We start from the raw sequence: 18,244 nt of genomic DNA on the forward strand, positions 1-18,244 counted from the left end.
AGTGCATCCCGCCCTGCCGGCCGCCGCGGACGCGGGCACCGCTGCGGCAGCCGCCGTCAGCTCAGCTCTCCGGACGCGCGGAGGTCGTCGAAGAGCAGCTGGTCCACCGGCGGCACCCGGTCGCGATCGCTGTACGAGAACCAGGCCACCTCGTCGATCTCACTGCTGGGGGCCAACTCCCCGTCGTACTCGGCGGTGTAGCAGGCCATGCGCACCGTGACGCGATCCGGGAGACCGGGTGCCCCCGCCTCGTACGTCCCCACATGCGCCACCGTCTCCGCGTCGAGGGAGACCGTCAGCTCCTCCTTGATCTCGCGCAGCAGGGTCTCCGGGTCGCTCTCGGCGCCCTCGCGCTTGCCGCCCGGGATGTAGAAGACGTCCTTGTCGCGCGGGCGCGCACACAGGATCCTGCCGCCCTCGACCCTCACCCAGGCCACGGTGTCGATCAGCACCGGCAGCGCCTTCTTTCCTTCTCGTCCCAAGACCGGCCGAGAAGGAACCCTACCGATACGCCACGGCGCCGTTCACGTCCCAGGGCCTGAGCTGGGCGAGACATGACGACCTGCCAGGGCGATCACCGCCGCGCCGAGAACGCAGACGACGCCGGCCGCCAGGTAGGCGAGGTGGTAGCCGGTGAGCCGGTCGTCGCTGGTCGCCGCGACCAGGACCATGACCGCCACTCCGACGCTGGCGCCGATCTGCTGTGCCACGACGTTCACCGCCCCGGCGACCGCGTGCCGGTCCGGCGCGACGCCGGTGAGCGCGGCGGACGTCATCGAGGGGAAGTTCAGTCCCTGGCCGATGCCGCTGATCACCAGGCCGGGCAGCACGTGCAGTACGTAGCTGCCGTGGTGGGGTGTGCTCATCCACAGGGCTGTTCCCGCGCCGATGAGGAGGAGGCCCACGGCCATCAGCGTCCGCTGGGAGTACTTGGCCAGCAGGCGCCCGGTGGCGAAGTTGGCGGTGAGGAACACGGCCGCCGACATCGGCACCAGCGCGAGGCCCGACTCCAGCGGGGAGTACTTCAGCATCCCCTGCAGATACAGCGGCGCGAAGAACAGCATCCCGACCGAGCCCATGTACTGCAGGAACGCCGCCAGGCTCGCGGCCCGTACCGACGCGACCCGGAAGAGGCCGAGAGGGAGCACCGGGTCGGCGGTGCGGTGCTCACGTACGACGAAGAGCAGCAGGAACACCACCGCGACGCAGAGCGAACCCCATGCCGACGCGCCGCTACTGCTCGCGCCGACGACCAGCAGGATGAGGCCGAGCGTGCCCGATATCGCACCCGGCAGATCCAGCCGGCCGCCGCGCCCGACACCACCGGGCAGCCCGGCGCGCGTCGCCGCCAGCACGGCCGCCCCCACCAGCACCGAGAACCACAGCACCGACCGCCAGCCGAAGAACTGGGTCAGCACACCGCCCAGCAGCACCCCGCCGCTGAAGCTCGCGGCGCCGACCGCCGCGTACACACTGAGTGCCCGGTTGCGCGCCGGACCGGCCGGGAACACCTCGGTCAGCAGGGCCAGCGCGGCCGGACCCGACAGGGCCGCGCCGATGCCCTGGACCGCCCGCGCACCGAGCAGCACCCAGGTGTCCGGCGCCAGAGCCCCGGCCAGCGCGGCCACCGTGAACAGGGCGACACCCCATTCGAACACCCGCCGCCGGCCGAACACATCGGCCAGGCGGCCGCCCACGAGCAGGAAGCCGGCGAACGTGACGGCGTAGGCGATCATCACCCACTGGAGCGTGGTGTCGTCCAGGCCGAAACGCTCCCCGACGGACGGCAGGGCGGCGTTGAGCACCGCGAGACCGCTCACGTCCAGCGCGAGCGCCCCGGCCAGCACCCCGAGTGCCAGACCGGGCCTGTGCTGTGGCATCACCTCGGTACTGGTCATGCGGGCTCCCCGAGGAACTCGCCGCCGACTGGGTCCGACATGCCGGGTCGTACGGCCGAAAGAAGGTGTGGGGAATGTCTGGATAAGGTGCCGTCGGTACCCGGGGCGCGAGCCTCAGTCGGCGTCGGCTCGTGTTCCATGATTTTCATGCCGAGCAGCTTGCAATGCCTCTCGCCTGCTGTCCAGACCGGCCCTGACACGTATGCGATCAAAGCGCATAGCGCACAGGGGCGTTGTGCGAGAAGAGAGTGAACCGGTCACTCAGGGGATCAGATCACGCCAGTGCGCCTGCCGACCCGCGGATCACCCTTGTTTCACCATTCACAGGGTGGCAGTCTGCTGATCGCCGGTCGGGCGAGATCCTGAGCAGATCCCGATCTGACGCAGCCAGAACGACTTAACGGGGGTCGGGTCGCGGTGCAGGTACGAGTCTCTCCACAGTCATGCCTTCCTGAGTCATATCGCGGAACCCTTTACCACTGACGGGACTTCCTCACGTCTGGGCTCCACCGCGGCGCTCGACACGTCGAAGCGAATTTTCCGTGTCATGAGCCATCCCCATTTCCCCAGCCGCCTCAATGCCGCTGCTATTGCATGGCTGACAAAGTTTCCGAGCCCTCGATCAGTCGGCCGCATGCCTTACCGGTATTTTCCGTACGCCCCGCCGAGGAGCCGAAATGCCCCAAGAGCACGCAGCACGAGATTCGCATGACGTAACGGATTTTCTGCTGTCTCGCGTTGCTGAGCTGATGGACACGTCCAAGGACGCGGTGGATCGCTGGGCGCCGATGCACCAGTACGGCCTGGATTCGCTGAAGTTGTCGACTCTCGCCGCCTCGCTGTCCGAATTCCTCGGCTGGAGAGTTCCGGTCACCTGGATGTGGCAGTACCCGACCCTCGACGAGCTGTCCCGTGCGCTCGTCGACGGTCCGCGTACCGCGGGGACCGCGGCCGCGGCCCCGAGCAGCGATCGCCGTGTCGCGTCGCACGAGCCCATCGCGATCGTGGGCATCGGCTGCCGCTTCCCCGGCGGACCCGACCCGTCCACGTTCTGGCGGCTGCTGACCGAGGGCGGCGACGCCGTCGGCCCGGTGCCGGCCGCGCGGCGCGAACTCATCGGCGACAAGGCGCGCTGGGGCGGGTTCATCGACGGCATCGACCGGTTCGATCCGCTGTTCTTCGGCATCTCACCCCGCGAAGCCGTCCAGATGGACCCGCAGCAGCGCCTCGTACTGGAGCTGGCCTGGGAGGCGCTGGAGGACGCGGGCGTCGCGCCCCACAGCCTCGTCGGCAGCGACACCGGCGTGTTCATGGCCTCCTGCTGGGGCGACTACGCCGCGCTGGCGCACTACCGCGGCCCCGACAGCCAGATCACCCCGCACACCGCGACCGGCATGCACGACGGCATCATCGCCAACCGCGTCTCCTACATCCTCGGCCTCCAGGGCCCGAGCATGGCCATCGACGCCGCCTGCGCCGGATCGCTGGTCTCCGTGCACGTGGGCTGCCAGTCGATCTGGATGGGCGAGAGCGAGCTGGTGCTGGCCGGTGGCGTGAACCTGAGCTTCGTCTCCGACTACTACACCGCCATGGACGCGATGGGCGCGCTCGCCCCGGACGGCCGCTGCAAGTCGTTCGACGCCCGGGCCGACGGATACGTACGTGGTGAGGGCGCCGGAGTCGTCGTGCTCGCCCCGCTGAGCGTGGCCCTCGAACGCGATCTGCCCGTGTACTGCGTGATCAAGGGCAGCTCTTCCAACAACGACGGTCTGAGCAACGGCATGACCGCGCCCAACCCCCAGGCGCAGGAGCTGATGCTCCGCAACGCGTACCGGCGGGCAGGCATCGCACCGTCCCTCGTGGACTACATCGAGTGCCACGGCTCCGCGACACCCCTCGGCGACCCGATCGAGGCCAATGCCATCGGCGCCGTCCTGGGCGGCGACCGCACGGAGCCCCTGCGGCTCGGTTCCGTCAAGTCCAACGTCGGACATCTGGAGGCGGCAGCCGGCATCGTCGGCCTCGTCAAACTCGCCCTGTCGATCCGCAACGGCGTGCTGCCGCCGAGCCTGCACTACACCGCCCCGAACCCGCAGATCATGTTCGACGAGTACAACCTCACCGTCCAGGACCGGCTGACGCCGTGGCCGCGACGGTCCGACGCGCGCCGGGGAGGCGTCAGCTCGTTCGGCTTCGGCGGCGCGATCTGCCACGTCGCCGTCGAGGAGCTGCCGCGCCCCGAGAGCTCGCTCCTCCTGCTGGCCGCGGACTCCAAGGAGGAGCTGGCCGAGCGGGCCTCGGCGCTGCGCGACGAGAACGACCTGCGGGCCGTCTGCGGTCGGACGCCCGGCGACGGCACCTTCCGGCTCGCGGCCGCCGCCCGCGACATGACCCAGCTCAGGGCGTACCTCGACGCCTTCACCGCCGGCGCCACCGCCGACGGACTGAGCGTCGGGGAGATCACCGGACGCAAGCCGCGGGTGGCGTTCCTGTTCTCGGGCAACGGTTCGCAGTGGGTGGGCATGGGCAGGCAGCTGCTCGCCGGCCATCCCGTGTTCCGACGGTCCATGATGAAGTCCGACAAGCGGATGCGGGAACTGCTCGGCTTCTCACTCGTCGATCAGATGCTGTCGCCCGACGGCCGCATCGACGACATGGACGTGTTCCAGCCGCTGCTGTTCTCCCTACAGGTGGCTCTGGCCGACACCTGGCGCTCGCTGGGGGTGGAGCCGGACGTCGTCACCGGACAGAGCGTCGGCGAGTTCGCCGCCTCCCACATCGCCGGTGCGCTCGACTTCGAGGACGCCTCCCTGCTCGCCGCCCACCACGGTCGGCTCCTCCAGCAGCTGGCCGTCGGACGCGGCGACGGCATCGTGGTCATGACCGGTGCGGACGTCGTCAAGCAGTATCTGACCGGCCGGCTCACGGTCGCCGGTCACAACGGCCTGAACTCCACACTGGTCACCGGTACGCCGCAGGAGATCGACGGACTCGTCCAGCGGCTGACCGAGGAGGGCCTCACCAGCCATCGCGTACGGATGGGCCACGCACCGCACTCGCCGCTGGTCGACCACGTACTCGCCCCGCTGAAGGTCGAACTCGCCGACATCAAGCCCCGCACCACACGCATCCCGATGATCTCCACGGTCACCGGCGAACTCGTCGACGGCGCGGAGCTGGGGCCGGACTACTGGGCGAACAACCTGCGCCAGGAGATCCGGGTGGTCGACGCCCTGACAACCCTGCGCGACCACGACATCGACGCCGTGATCGAGCTGAGCCCGCACCCCGTACTGCTCAAGTCCGTGTCGGAGATCCTGCCGGCGACCACCCTGCCCTCGCTCCGGCGTGGCGCCGACGAAGCCTCGACCCTGCTCGGCTCGCTCGGCGCGCTGTACACCGCGGGCCTTACCGTCACTCCCGGCCCGTTCACCGCGGGCGACCGGGGACGACACGTCGCGCCGGTCCAGGGCGACGTCGCGGCCGACGAACAGGTGCAGCTCGTACCCGTCACGGCGCGCACGGCGGACGCGCTGGCCGACACCTGCCGTGAGCTGTCCAACCACGTCGAACGCGACGCGGGCCTACGGGTCTCCGACCTCGCCTACACGCTCGCGACCAGGCGTACCCACCACAACCAGCGGATAGCGCTGTTCGCCCGCAACCGCCAGGACGTCCTGGACGGACTCGCCCGGGTCGCCGCCGGTCAGCCGCACCCCGATGTCGTCACGGGAACGGTCGCAGGCAACAGCGACCGGCGGGTCGCGCTGGTCTTCTCCGGCGGCGGAACCCAGTGGGTCGGCATGGGCCGCGAACTCATGCGCTCGCACGCCGGATTCCGTACGTGGATGAACGCCTGCGACGCCGCCGTGCGCGCGGCAGGCGGCTGCTCGGTGCTCGACGAGCTCGCCGCCCCGGCCGACCGGGCCAGGTTCGAGGAAATGGACTTCCAGCAGCCTGTTCTCTTCGCCTTGCAGGTCTCGCTGGCGAAGGTCTGGCTCGGACTCGGCATCCAGCCGACCGCCGTCGTCGGGCACAGCCTCGGTGAGGTCGCGGCCGCGTGCGTCGCCGGTGCGCTGTCGCTGGAGGACGCCGCCCGCGTCGTGGTCGCCCGGTCGCACCTGCTCGAACGCGTGGCGGCCCCGGGCGCCATGATCTCCGTGGACCTGCCGGAGGAGGAGCTGCTGCCGAGGCTCGCCCCGTACGCCGAGCACGCGGCCGTCGCCGTGGTCAACAGCCCCACCAGCGCGGCCGTCTCCGGCTCGCCTGAAGCCGTCGACGCCCTGGAGGCCGACCTGCGGCGGGAGGGGATCTCGACCCGGAGGATTCGCGTCGAAAGGCCGGTGCACAGTCCCGGCATGGATCCGCTGATCCAGCCGCTGCGCGAACTCATCGACGGCATCATCCCACTGACGAACACCATCCCGTTCCGCTCCACGGCACTGGCCGACACGGTCAACCCGGTCGCCGACGCCGACTACTGGGTGCACAACCTGCGCAACCAGGTCCGGTTCGCCGAGACGATCGGTGCCTTGGTCGACGACGGCGTCGGCACGTTCATCGAGATCGGCCCGCACGAGACATTGCGTGGCGCGGTCGAGGAGATCGCGCTGACCCGTGGGGCCCAGGTGCACGCGATCAACTCCCTGCGGCGCGACGAGAGTGACGTCCGCTGCCTGCTGGGGGCCGCCGCGTCGTTGTACGTCAGGGGCCTCCCGCTGACCTTCGACTCGTTGTTCGCCGATGACGTCGAGGTCGTGGAAACCCCGCTCGTGCAGTGGCAGAAGGACCGCTACTGGCTGGACACCACGCCACGTCCCCAGGTCGCGTCGTCGTCGGCTCCGGTCGCCCAGACCGTCACTGAGCCCGTGGCCGAGTCCGTGGCCGCGATCGTGGCCCAGCCCGCCGTCGAGACCGTGGCGGACAGGCCGCTGGAGGAAGTCGTCCTCGGCGAGATCGCCGACGCGCTGGGCGTGGCGGCGAGCAAGTTCGACGAAGGCGCCACCCTGCGGGACTTCGGCCTCGACTCGATGCTGGCGATCCGCCTCGTCAACAGGTTGCAGTCCCTGTACGGGCAGCGGGTGTCGCCGGTGGTGTTCCTGGACGGCCGGACCATATCCGAGGTCGTCGCCCATATCGTCGAGGCCGTCGGCGGCCGGCCGGAAGCCGAGCCGACCCGGACCTTCCTCGACGGCCTCTCCGAGCTGGACGCCGAGGAGCTGGTGGACGAACTGGCCATGCGCGGGCTGCTGGAAGCCACCGACGCGCCGGCGCTGGACCAGCTGCGCGCCGACGGCCTCGGTCTCCGACTGGCACCGGCCTCGCACGGCCAGGCCTCGCTCTGGTTCATGCAGCAGGTCTCACCGGACGCCGTGCCCTACAACTTCATGGTGGCCGCCCGGATCCGGACCGCGGTCGACGAGCAGGCGCTCGACCGCGCCGTACAGGCTGTCATGGAGCGGCACCCCGCCCTTCGTACGCTCTTCGTCGAGGCAGGCGGCAGCCCGTACCAGGTCATCCTGGACGAACCGGTGTACGAGTTCCTGGTCGTGGACAGCACGGACCTGGACGACGAACAGGCCCGCGAGGACCTGGCCGAGTACGGGCACCTGCCGCTGGACCTGGACAACGGGCCGCTGGTGCGCGTGGTGCTGATGACTCGTGGGCCCGCTGACCACTACCTGCTGGTGCTCGTGCACCACATCGCGTCGGACGCGGCATCGGCCGACGTGATGATCCGCGAGCTCCAGGAGTTCTACGAGGGCGCCGACCCCGCCGACAGCGAACCGGTCGCGCCCTACACCGAGTTCGTCGAGTGGGAGCGGCAGTGGCTGGCAGGACCGGCGGCCGACGCGGCACTGGACTGGTGGTCGCGGAAGCTGGCCGACCCGCCCGCCCATCTCGACCTGTCCACCAAGGAGCGACCCCCGGGCGTCACCTACGAAGGCCGCGACCTCACGTTCCGCTGGAGCGCCGAAGAGACCCGCCTGCTCAGGGAGTTCGCGGTACGCGAAGGCGTGTCGATCAGCACCGTCGTGCTGGCCGGCTTCTTCGCCACGCTCAACCGCGCTGCCGGAGTCCAGGACTCCGTGCTGGCCACCGCCATCGCCCAACGCGCCGAACCCGGCTGGGAATCCGCCATCGGGTATTACCTGAACACGGTGCTGGTGCGAGCCAAACCCACCGGTGACCGCGGCTTCCGGGACCTGCTGAGCGAGGTCCACTCCTTCTCGCTCGGCCTCCTCGAGCACATGAACTACCCCCTCGACCTGCTGGCGTCCCGGCTGAAGCCGCCGAGGGCCGAGGGCCGCTCCCCGTGGTTCGACGTGGTGGTGAACTGGCTGTCCTCGGACGCCTTCCCCCGGTCCGTCAAGCTCTTCCACGGCATCGGCGACACCATCGCGCCCGACGGCGCCCTGCCGCTCGAACCGCTGCGAGTGCGCAGGCACCTCGCCAAATTCGACCTGGAGATCTCGATGGCCGACATCGACGGCGAGGTCGTCGGCCACATCCAGTACAAACCGAGCTATCTGGAGAGGCAGACCGTGACGGGACTGCTCGCGCTCTACCGCACCGTGCTCTTCGACTCGATCGCCCACCCCGACCTGGCACTGAAGGACATCGCGCGGCGCGGCCGCCCCGAGGAGACGGACCAGTGACCGAGACCCTGCACTCCGAGTTCATCGAACAAGCGGTCAAGAACCCCCACGCGCCCGCCGTCTACTCCGACGCCGGCGTCCTCACCTACGGCGACCTGAACGAGCGGTCCCGCGTCCTGGCCGAACGGCTCGTCGCCGAGGGCGCGGGACCCGGTGTCCCGGTCGGCATCTGCGTCGAGCGCACCCCCGACCTGCTCGTCGGCATCCTGGCCACTCTGCGCGCAGGGTCCTGCTACATACCCCTGGACCCGAGGTACCCGGCCGAGCGGCTGACCTTCATGGTCCGGGACAGCGGGACCCGCCTGCTGCTGACCACGCCCGCGTCCCGGGCCAACTGCCCGGTGGGACCGACCGTGGTCGTGCTGGACGGGACGGCGACGACCGAGCCCGGCGAGCGGCCCGTGCCGATCGTGCCCGGCGACACCGCGTACATCATCTACACGTCGGGATCCACCGGCCGGCCCAAGGGCGTGGCCGTCCACCACAGCGGCTGCGTCGCCATGCTGTCCGAGATGGACCGGGTCTTCGAAGGCTGCGACCTGAGCGGCGTCTCGGCGGCGAGTTCGGTCTGCTTCGACATGTCCGTGATGGAGATCTTCGCCGCCCTGTGCCGCGGCGGCGCCGTCGTGCTCGTGGAGAGCGCCGTCCACCTGCCTGAGAGCCCCTACGCAGACAGGATCACCCACCTCAACGTCGTCCCGTCGGTGATGAACGGCCTGCTCGACGCCGGGTACCTGCCACCGAACGTACGCACGGTCGTGTTCGGCGGCGAACCCCTGCGGCGCAAGCTGGTCGACCGGGCGTACCAGCAGACCAGCGTCGAACGGGTCTTCAACGCCTACGGCCCGACCGAGGGAACCGTCTTCTGCTCGTTCAAGCTGGTGCCGGAAGACGACACCGAAGAGCCCTCGATCGGCACGCCGTCCGTCAGCGCCCGTGCCTACGTGCTCGACGAGGACCTGAAGCAGCTCCCGGCCGGTGTGCCCGGTGAGCTCTACATCGGCGGCGTCGGCCTCGCCCACGGCTACGTCAACCGGCCGCGCACCACGGCCGAACGGTTCGTGCCGGACCCGTTCCTGGACGGCGAGCGCATGTACCGGACCGGTGACGTCGTCACGTTCACCGACGACGGCGAACTCCGGTTCGGCGGTCGCACCGACCACCAGGTCAAGCTGCGCGGCTACCGTATCGAGCTGGAAGAGGTCGAGGCCCGGCTGACCGGCTGCCCCGAGGTCCGGGAAGCCGCCGCCGTCGTCCGGGGCAACAGGCTCATCGGCTACGTCGTGCCCGAGAGCGACCCCGAGGGCGACCCCGGGGACGGCGTCCGGCGGGACGCCGCGCTCCAGACCACCATCACCGGCAAGCTCGCCACCGAGCTGCCCGACTACATGGTGCCGGGGACGATCGTGTTCCTGACCGCGCTGCCGTTGGCGCCGGGCGGAAAGCTCGACCGCGCCGCGCTTCCCGAGCCGCCGGCCGCCGACACCGGCCCGCCCGCGACGGCCGCCGGCACACCGACCGAGGTGGCCCTGTCGGAGATCTGGGGCCAGCTGCTCGGCCTCGAACCGGCGGGCATCGACGTCAAGGCCGCCTTCTACGACCTCGGCGGCGACTCCCTGCTCCTCGTCCGGCTCGCCAGGCTGATGACCCGGCGGTTCGGCCGCCGCGTCCGCGTGCCCGACCTGTTCAGCTTCCGCGACATCTCCTCCCTCGGCCGCTGGCTCGACGACGAGAGCGGCGCCACCCCCGAGGTGGTCCAGTCGGCCCGCCTGCGCGGCAACGCCCGCCGCGCCGCGCTGCGCGGCCGCGCCACCTCCACCGGCGGCTGAGCCACCCCGACCCGACCCGAAGCAGGAGCCTTCCCATGACCGAAAGCCCCGAGCAGGACTACGACCCGGGCGATGTGGCCGTCATCGGCATGTCCCTCCGAGCGCCCGGCGCCAGGACCAAGGAACAGTTCTGGGACAACCTCGTGCACGGCAGGGAGTCCGTGTCGTTCCTCGCCAAGGACGACATCCACGTCGACGAGACCCTGATCCACAGCCCGTTCTACGTGCGGGCCTGCGGCGTCCTCGACACCTACGACAAGTTCGACCCGTCGGTGTTCGGCATCAGCGACCGCATGGCGGCCGCCATGACCCCGGAGAACCGGCTGTTCCTGGAGAGCGCGTGGGAGACGCTGGAGGACGGCGGCTACGACCCGGACCGGGTCACGGCCGAGATAGGCATGTACGGTGCCAACAACCCGCAGACCGCCGCGCTCTACAGCTCCCCGCCCGACCGGGTGTCGGTCGGCCCCGAGGCGATCGAGGCGAGCCTGGCGTGGTCGCCGGACACCATGACGTCCAACGCGCTGTACTACATGGGCCTGACCGGCGAGGCCGTCACCGTCGCCGCCGTCTGCGCCGGCTTCCACTACGCGGTGCACCTCGCCTGCCAGTCCCTGCTGCTCGGCCAGACCGACATGGCGGTCGCCGGTGGCGCCATGGTCCGGCTGCCGCACCCCCGCGGTCATCTGTGGGAAGAGAACCGCATCCTGTCCAAGGACGGCCACTGCCGCCCGTTCGACGCCAACGGCACCGGCACCGCGCTGTCCAGCGGTGTCGTCACGGTGCTGCTGAAGCCGGTGGCACAGGCCGTCGCCGACCGCGACCACATCTACGCCGTCGTCAAGGGCACGGCCATCAACAACAACGGTGTCAGCGCGATGGCCTACGGCCTGGCCCAGCCCGAGCGGCTGAGCGCGTGCATCGCCAACGCCATGGAGGTCGCCGGCGTCACCCCGGACACCGTGTCCATGTACGAGGCCAACGGTCTCGGCATGCCGATGACCGACGAGCTGGAGGTGCACGCGGCGAGCATGGCGTTCGGCAAGCAGACCGGCACCACCTCGATCGGCGGGGTCAAGGGCAACGTCGGCCACGGCGGTGTGGTGTCGGGCGGCTTCGGCGCGATGAAGACCGTACTGGCCCTGCACCACAAGAAGCTCGCGGCGACGATCAACCTGACGGAGGTCAACCAGGACCTCGACCTCCCCAGCACCCCGTTCGTGCCGCAGCTGGAGTCGGCGGACTGGGAGCCGGAGTCCGGCATCCGCCGTGCGGGCGTCACCTCGCTCGGCGGCGGTGGCTACAACGCGCACCTCGTTCTCGAGGAGGCGCCGGCCGTCGCCGAACGCGCCCCCGAGGCCGTCGGCAGGCCGCGCCTCGCCACGCTCTCCGCCCTGGACGACGAAGCGCTGGCGCGTCAGCGCGCGAGGCTGAAGGAGTGGCTGGTCGCCAACCCCGACCAGCGCCTTGACGACATCTGCTTCAGCCTCACCATGGGCCGCAAGGTGATGGACCGCCGGTGGGCGGCCGTGGTCCGCAGCCGCGCGGAGCTGATCGAAGCGCTGTCCGCCGACACCTCCCGCGGCCCGGCCGTCACGACCGGCGACGCGCCGCAGGTGGGCGTGGGCTCCTTCCACCGCAACGACAACGGGATCGTGCACTGCGGACAGGACCCACAGGCGCTGTCCGATCTGGCCGCCGCCTGGGTGAACGGCCGGCAGGTGGACTTCGCCTCCCTGCACGTGGGGGAGACCAGCCACCGGGTGCCGCTGCCCACCTATCCGTTCCAGCCGTGCCGGTTCTGGCGTACGGACTGGTGACCGTGAGCACACCGGCACTGGACACCGTGGACCTGGGCGACCCGAACACCTTCGCCGACCACGACCTCGACGACTTCTGGCGCACCCTGCGGGACACCGTCCCGGTGTACTGGAACCCTCCGGCCGACGGCCGCCGCGGGTTCTGGGTGCTCTCCCGCTACGACGACATCATGGCCACCTACCGGGACAACGTGAACTTCACGTCCGAGCGGGGCAACGTGCTCGTCACGCTGCTGGGCGGCGGTGACGCCGGCGCGGGCCGGATGCTGGCCGTCACCGACGGGCACCGGCACCACGAGCTGCGCAAGATCCTTCAGCGGGTGCTCTCGCCGAGGGTGCTCGACGAGGTCGCGCGGACGGTACGGACCAACACTCGGGAGCTGCTCCGCGAGGCGGTCGGGTCCGGCGGCTGCGACTTCGCCGAACAGATCGCCAGCCGGATTCCGATGACCACGATCTCGAACCTGCTCGGCGTGCCCGAACAGGACCGGCACTTCCTTCTCGCGCAGACCAAGACCGCGCTGTCGACCGACGGCGAAGGCGTCGACGAGGACGTCGACGAGGTCGACTCCGAGATGGCCCGCAACGAGATCCTGATGTACTTCATGGACATCGTCGAGGAGCGGCGCGAGTCACCGGGCGACGACGTGATCAGCATGCTGATCGGCAGCTCCATCGACGGTGTGCCGCTGTCCGACGAGGACATCGTGCTCAACTGCTACAGCCTGATCATCGGCGGCGACGAGACCAGCCGGCTCACGATGATCGACTGCGTCGGCACGCTCGCGGACCGGCCCGAGCAGTGGCGTCGGCTCAAACACGGTGAGGTGGGGATCGACACCGCCGTGGACGAGGTGCTGCGCTGGGCGTCACCCACGATGCACTTCGGGCGCAGCGCCATCAAGGAGACCGAACTGCACGGCGTACGGCTGCGGCAGGGCGAGATCGTCACGCTCTGGCACGCCTCCGGCAACCGGGACGAACGCACCTTCGACCGGCCCGGGGAGTTCGACCTCGGCCGCACCCCCAACAAACACATGGCCTTCGGCTACGGCCCGCACTTCTGCGTCGGCTCGTACCTGGCCAAGGTGGAGATCTCCGAACTGCTCATGGCCCTGCGGGACTTCACCACCGGCTTTGAACGGACCGACGAGGCGCTGCGCATCCGGTCCAACTTCCTGACCGGGTTCTCCACGATGCCGGTGCGGTTCCGTCCCGATCACTCCGGACTGAAAGAGATCGACTGAGTGATGAATATCTATATTTCAGGGCAAGGAGCATTCGCGGTACAGGTCGCGGAGGCGCTGCTGGACGAAGGGCACCGGATCGTCGGTGTGGCCGCACCCCGGCTGCGCAAAGGGCAGTCCGACGAGAACAACGCGCTGTCCTGGGACCGCCTGCGCTCCTGGGCCTACCCCAGGAGCATCCCCTGGACGGACTCGGCCGAGCTGCGCGCGATGCATGTCCCGGACGGCGTGGACATCATCGTCGCCGCGCATTCGCACGCCTTCCTCGGCCGCCGGACGCGTGCCAGGGCCGCCGTCGCCACCATCGGCTATCACCCGAGCCTGCTGCCGCTGCACCGCGGCCGGGACGCGATCCGCTGGACGATCCGCGACGGTGACAAGGTGACGGGCGGCAGCGTCTACCACCTCACCGAGCGGACCGACGGCGGCCCGCTCGCCGCCCAGGAGCACCTGTTCGTGCCCCCGGGCTCGACCGCGCAGAGCCTGTGGCGCGACCACCTGGCCCCGCTCGGCGTGCGGCTGCTGTTGAAGGTGGTCGGCGACCTCGCCGAGGACAGGCGGATCGAGGTCCCGCAGGACGAGAAGCTGGCGACGTGGGAGCCCGCGATGGGCGCGCCACCGCTGTTCAAGCCCGAACTCATCGCGCTGCCCGGAACGGCGTCCGTCGATGGCAGCAAGTGGGCACTTCACGCACGGTGAAAGTCGGCCCGCGGGAGGCATCCGGGGAGTCCGGATCACCTGCGGGCCGACTTCGGGTCGGGGAGCGATGAGCCCTGGGCGGGGTCAGGCGTGCCGTCGGGCCCACAAGGGGGTGACCAGAGAGATGAGGACGGCGGCGACGCCGATCTGGAAGATGTGCCTGATCCAGTCGATGCCACCGGTGTCGCGTACGCCGAAGCCGCTGGCGAGCGCGTTGCCGGCGACGGCGCCGACAATACCCAGGAGAACCGTCATCCACAGGGGAATGGGCTGACGGCCTGGCAGCACCAGCTTGGCCAGCAGACCGATGATGAGCCCCGCGATGATGGCCCACAGGAATGACATGACATCTCCTCCTGTCTGAAACTGTGCAGAACGTACAGCTCCGTGTGCCCTACAGACCGCACCGTATGCGTCGCTGTTTCCATCCCGGCGTGATCGGTTACCCATCCGGCATGGCACGGACACCGGAATCACCTGACCCTCAAGGCGCGCCCGATGAGCCGACTTCCCTGCCGAAGAGGTCGTGGCAGGCGGTGCTGAAGCGCACAGTGAAGGAGTTCAAGGACGACGAGCTCGCCGACCGGGCCGCGGCCCTGACGTATTACGGCATCCTCTCCCTCTTCCCGGCTCTGCTGGTGCTGGTCTCCCTGCTCGGTGTCGCGGGCGAGTCCGCCACCCAGCGGGTGATGGACAACCTGCGCGAACTCGCTCCCGGCCCGGGCCGGGAGATCATCTCCGACGCTGTGCGGCAGCTGCAGGGCAAGGGCGGCACCGGCTCGATCATGGCCGTCGTGGGTCTGGTGCTGGCCGTGTGGTCGGCCTCCGGCTACATCGCGGCGTTCATCCGCACCTCGAACGCCGTCTACGACATGCCCGAAGGCAGGCCCGCGTGGAAGGTGCTGCCCCTGCGCCTGGGCCTCACGGTGGTCCTGATGGTTCTCACGGTCGTCAGCGCGCTGATCGTGGTGTTCACCGGCCCCCTGGCCCAGCGGGCGGGCTCGGTGCTGGGGGTCGGCGACACGGCCATGACGGTGTGGTCGATCGCCAAATGGCCGGTCCTTGTCCTGCTCGTCGTCATCATGATCGCGATCCTGTACTGGGCCTCGCCCAACGCCCGGGGCCGCGGCTTCAAGTGGGTGACCCCCGGCAGCTTCCTCGCGCTGCTGCTGTGGATGATCGCCTCGGTCGGCTTCGCGTTGTACGTGGCGAACTTCGCCTCCTACAACAAGACCTACGGCGCCCTGGCCGGCGTCGTCGTCTTCCTGGTGTGGCTGTGGATCACCAACCTCGCGATCCTGCTCGGCCTGGAATTCGACGCGGAGATGGCCCGCCAGCGGGCCATGGAGGGCGGCCACCCCGAGACCGACGAGCCGTACGTCGAACCGCGCGACACCGCCAAATGGACCGAAGAAGACCGCCGCCGTCTCGACTGAATCCATCAGCACGGAGGCATGACAGAAGCGGGCGCGGGAAACTGCCACACATGATCGGCTTGACGGACCTCAAAGAAGGCGACCGGCGGCTCACCCGCCGTATGGCCCACTGGACCTCGCCCCTGACGCGCCACGTACTGCCCGCGGTGGAGTCGGCGGCCGAACGCACCAAAATGTGGTGGGCCGCCGCGGCGCTCATGTCCGCCACCGGCGGCTACCGGGAACGGAAGGCCGCGGTAGCGGGACTGGCCGGCATGGGCGTCGCGGGGCTGGTCTCCAACACGGTGTGCAAGCAGCTCTACGAACGACGCAGGCCGCCCGAGGAGCTGATCCCTCATGACGATGTCAAGGATCGCCCGGACAGCTCCTCGTTCCCTTCCGGGCACACCGCGGCAGCCGTCGGCTTCACCGCCGCCGTGGCCGCGACCAGCCCCGGCTGGGGCGCTGCCTGCGCGGTCCCCGCGGTGGCGGTCGCGGTCGAGCGGGTGCACTCCGGCGCGCACTACCCCACCGACGTGGCCGTCGGCGCCGTGATCGGGCTGGCCGGCGCCTGGCTGGTCCACAGCACCCCCAAGCTCTTGCTGCGCCACTGGCTGTGAAGGGCCCGCCGGCCGCCTACCGGGGCTCGGTCGCGAGCTGGATCAGGTTGCCGCAGGTGTCGTCGAAGACGGCGGTGGTGACCGGGCCCATCTCCAGGGGCTCCTGGGTGAAGCGGACGCCGAGGCCGCGCAGCCGCTCGTACTGCGCGTGCACGTCCTCGACGGCGAACTGTGCGAGCGGGATGCCGTCCTCGACGAGTGTGTCGCGGTACGGCTTGACGGCCGGGTGGGCCGCGGGCTCCAGGAGGAGTTCGACGCCGCCGGGCTCTTCGGGCGAGACGACGGTCAGCCACCGGTCCTTCTCGCCCACCGGGACGTCGTGCTTCTTCACGAAGCCGAGGATCTCGGTGTAGAAGCGCAGGGCCTTGGCCTGGTCGTCGACGAAGACGCTGGTCAGATGGATCTTCATGGGGTGCTCTCCGATGCGTCGGGCGGGTCGGTCACGAGCCACCGCTCGGCGATCTGCCGGAGCGGGGCCCTGTTCAGATCATGGAACTTGTAGCGGCCTTCCCGCCTGGCGCGAGACCCCGAGCCGGTGCTTCATGCTCAGCCGCGAGCGGATCTCGAACAGTGTCTGTCCGGACTTCGGTCGAGGCGACCTCAGCGGCGCCGATCGTGGCGTTCGCCCTCCACCCCCCCCGGCGATGGTGGGGTTCTCCGTACCTTCTGTCAGGTGGGTGCCTCCATGGCCCGCCGCTGTACTCCCATGGGTCAATGATCTTGGGGCGGGCGTACTGCCGGCCACCCGTTCGACACCCCAGCACCCCGCTACCGCAGGGCCGTTGGGAACCGTCGTACGCCTTCCGGTGATATGAGGCAACCACCATGACGCAGCCGCGAAACTCCACCACACGTGACGCCAAGGGCGCCCGCGGAGTCGCCCTGGGTGCGGTGACGGCGATCGCCGTCACGGCGACCCTGGCGATGCCGCTCTCCACCGCGTGGGCCGACTCCGGCCCCCACAAGGCCGGTTACGGCCGGGCGGACCTCCAGCGAGGTCTGGACGGCATCGTCCGCGAGGACAAAGTGGTGGGCGCCGAGGGCACATTGGTGAACGGAAAGCACCGCGGCTCCGTGAGAAGCGGCACCGCCGAACTCGGCACCGACCGGCCGGTACCGCGCCAGGGCTACTTCCGCATGGGCAGCAATACCAAGACCTTCGTCTCCACCGTGGTGCTGCAACTGGTCGGCGAAGGGCGCATACGCCTCGACGACACCGTCCACCGATGGCTGCCCGGAGTGGTCGAGGCCAACGGCAACGACGGCAGGCGGATCACCGTACGGCAGTTGCTGCAGCACACCAGCGGCCTGCCCGACTACGACGACAGCCTGCCCATCACCGACGAGGAGGAGTTCCAGAAGCACCGCTTCGACCGCTACGAGCCGCGGGGCCTGGTCGACCTGGCCCTGCGGAACCGGCCCCTCTTCGAGCCCGGCGAGGGATGGAGCTACTCCAACACCGGTTACATCCTGGCCGGGATGATCATCGAGAAGGCGACGGGCCACCACTGGAGCGACGAGGTCCGCACCCGGATCATCGAACCCCTCGGCCTCAGGCACACCTTCTCGCCGGGCGGGCGCACCGGCCTTCCGCAGCCGCACGCCAAGGCGTACCAGCAGTTCAAGCCGGGGGGCCGACTGGTCGAAAGCACCGAGGTGAACATGACGTGGGGCGGCTCGGCTGGCGACCTCATCACCACCTCGAACGACCTCACGCGCTTCTGGCAGGGCCTCCTCGGCGGCAAGCTGCTGGAGCGGAAGCAGATGGCGCAGATGTTCAAGACGGTGCCCGCCCCCGACGAGGCCGGAAAGGTGGTCCAGGAAATGGGGCTCGGCGTCTTCCGGACGCGGCTCAGCTGCGGAGGCGGCTACTGGGGCCACGGCGGGACCACCCTCGGCCATCTCAACGCCAACGGCTTCGTCGACAAGGGCAAGAGGGGAGTCATCGTGATGCGGACCACCAGCAACGCCGCGGATGACCGCGACGACCGCACCGACCGGCTCATCGACGACGCCTTGTGCGCGACGAAGTGACCGCGTACCCCGGCCGGGTGACC

Annotated in this window: 12 protein-coding genes and 1 pseudogene; 8 read left to right on the plus strand and 5 right to left on the minus strand. The window is 69.8% G+C overall.

Annotated features, from left to right (window positions below):
* Positions 1-56 precede the first annotated feature (56 nt).
* Complete coding sequence (locus ACWDZ7_RS17480; RefSeq protein ID WP_451798097.1) at positions 57-458, minus strand: NUDIX hydrolase; 402 nt, start codon at positions 456-458, stop codon at positions 57-59.
* A 66-nt stretch (positions 459-524) separates the two neighbouring features.
* Positions 525-1,898: an MFS transporter gene (locus tag ACWDZ7_RS17485; RefSeq protein ID WP_451797826.1), complete on the minus strand. Its 1,374-nt coding sequence runs from the start codon at positions 1,896-1,898 to the stop codon at positions 525-527.
* 677 nt (positions 1,899-2,575) lie between these two features.
* Here ACWDZ7_RS17485 and ACWDZ7_RS17490 point away from each other — a divergent pair.
* Genes ACWDZ7_RS17490 through ACWDZ7_RS17510 form a run of 5 tightly spaced genes read left to right on the plus strand, consistent with a single transcriptional unit; the run spans position 2,576 to position 14,152 of the window.
* Positions 2,576-8,557: an acyltransferase domain-containing protein gene (locus tag ACWDZ7_RS17490; protein WP_451797827.1), complete on the plus strand. Its 5,982-nt coding sequence runs from the start codon at positions 2,576-2,578 to the stop codon at positions 8,555-8,557.
* Complete coding sequence (locus ACWDZ7_RS17495) at positions 8,554-10,386, plus strand: non-ribosomal peptide synthetase (RefSeq protein ID WP_451797828.1); 1,833 nt, start codon at positions 8,554-8,556, stop codon at positions 10,384-10,386. The genes ACWDZ7_RS17490 and ACWDZ7_RS17495 overlap by 4 nt, the downstream gene beginning before the upstream one ends.
* A 35-nt stretch (positions 10,387-10,421) precedes the next feature.
* On the plus strand, positions 10,422-12,206 hold the full coding sequence (locus ACWDZ7_RS17500) for a beta-ketoacyl synthase N-terminal-like domain-containing protein (RefSeq protein WP_451797830.1): 1,785 nt from the start codon (positions 10,422-10,424) through the stop codon (positions 12,204-12,206).
* Entirely contained in the window at positions 12,203-13,453 is a 1,251-nt protein-coding gene (locus ACWDZ7_RS17505; RefSeq protein ID WP_451798099.1) for a cytochrome P450, read from the plus strand. Before ACWDZ7_RS17500 ends, ACWDZ7_RS17505 begins: the two co-directional genes overlap by 4 nt.
* A gap of 3 nt (positions 13,454-13,456) precedes the next feature.
* Entirely contained in the window at positions 13,457-14,152 is a 696-nt protein-coding gene (locus ACWDZ7_RS17510) for a formyltransferase family protein (protein WP_451797831.1), read from the plus strand.
* An 84-nt stretch (positions 14,153-14,236) separates the two neighbouring features.
* On the opposite strand, the gene ACWDZ7_RS17515 is transcribed toward ACWDZ7_RS17510, so the two are convergent.
* Positions 14,237-14,497: a GlsB/YeaQ/YmgE family stress response membrane protein gene (locus ACWDZ7_RS17515; protein WP_451519634.1), complete on the minus strand. Its 261-nt coding sequence runs from the start codon at positions 14,495-14,497 to the stop codon at positions 14,237-14,239.
* 110 nt (positions 14,498-14,607) lie between these two features.
* Between ACWDZ7_RS17515 and ACWDZ7_RS17520 the strand changes: the two genes are divergently transcribed.
* Positions 14,608-15,588, plus strand: a complete 981-nt coding sequence (locus ACWDZ7_RS17520; protein WP_451797833.1) for a YihY/virulence factor BrkB family protein — start codon at positions 14,608-14,610, stop codon at positions 15,586-15,588.
* A gap of 50 nt (positions 15,589-15,638) precedes the next feature.
* Complete coding sequence (locus ACWDZ7_RS17525) at positions 15,639-16,187, plus strand: phosphatase PAP2 family protein (protein ID WP_451797834.1); 549 nt, start codon at positions 15,639-15,641, stop codon at positions 16,185-16,187.
* Between the two features lie 16 nt (positions 16,188-16,203).
* On the opposite strand, the gene ACWDZ7_RS17530 is transcribed toward ACWDZ7_RS17525, so the two are convergent.
* Entirely contained in the window at positions 16,204-16,596 is a 393-nt protein-coding gene (locus ACWDZ7_RS17530) for a VOC family protein (RefSeq protein WP_451797835.1), read from the minus strand.
* Positions 16,593-16,773: pseudogene (locus tag ACWDZ7_RS17535) on the minus strand (transcriptional regulator); the annotation flags it as partial. The pseudogene ACWDZ7_RS17535 and the gene ACWDZ7_RS17530, both read right to left, overlap by 4 nt.
* Positions 16,774-17,012: 239 nt before the next feature.
* Here ACWDZ7_RS17535 and ACWDZ7_RS17540 point away from each other — a divergent pair.
* Positions 17,013-18,221, plus strand: a complete 1,209-nt coding sequence (locus ACWDZ7_RS17540; protein WP_451797836.1) for a serine hydrolase domain-containing protein — start codon at positions 17,013-17,015, stop codon at positions 18,219-18,221.
* Positions 18,222-18,244 lie beyond the last annotated feature (23 nt).

The sequence above is a fragment of the Streptomyces sp. NPDC003032 genome (assembly GCF_053591415.1).

Bases quoted from the DNA above. Each gene is read 5' to 3' on its own strand.
- ACWDZ7_RS17485 (WP_451797826.1), bottom strand. From the start codon at position 1,898: ATGACCAGTACCGAGGTGATGCCACAGCACAGGCCCGGTCTGGCACTC.
- ACWDZ7_RS17490 (WP_451797827.1), top strand. From the start codon at position 2,576: ATGCCCCAAGAGCACGCAGCACGAGATTCGCATGACGTAACGGATTTT.
- ACWDZ7_RS17525 (WP_451797834.1), top strand. From the start codon at position 15,639: ATGATCGGCTTGACGGACCTCAAAGAAGGCGACCGGCGGCTCACCCGC.
- ACWDZ7_RS17540 (WP_451797836.1), top strand. From the start codon at position 17,013: ATGACGCAGCCGCGAAACTCCACCACACGTGACGCCAAGGGCGCCCGC.
- ACWDZ7_RS17530 (WP_451797835.1), bottom strand. From the start codon at position 16,596: ATGAAGATCCATCTGACCAGCGTCTTCGTCGACGACCAGGCCAAGGCC.
- ACWDZ7_RS17500 (WP_451797830.1), top strand. From the start codon at position 10,422: ATGACCGAAAGCCCCGAGCAGGACTACGACCCGGGCGATGTGGCCGTC.
- ACWDZ7_RS17515 (WP_451519634.1), bottom strand. From the start codon at position 14,497: ATGTCATTCCTGTGGGCCATCATCGCGGGGCTCATCATCGGTCTGCTG.
- ACWDZ7_RS17520 (WP_451797833.1), top strand. From the start codon at position 14,608: ATGGCACGGACACCGGAATCACCTGACCCTCAAGGCGCGCCCGATGAG.
- ACWDZ7_RS17510 (WP_451797831.1), top strand. From the start codon at position 13,457: ATGAATATCTATATTTCAGGGCAAGGAGCATTCGCGGTACAGGTCGCG.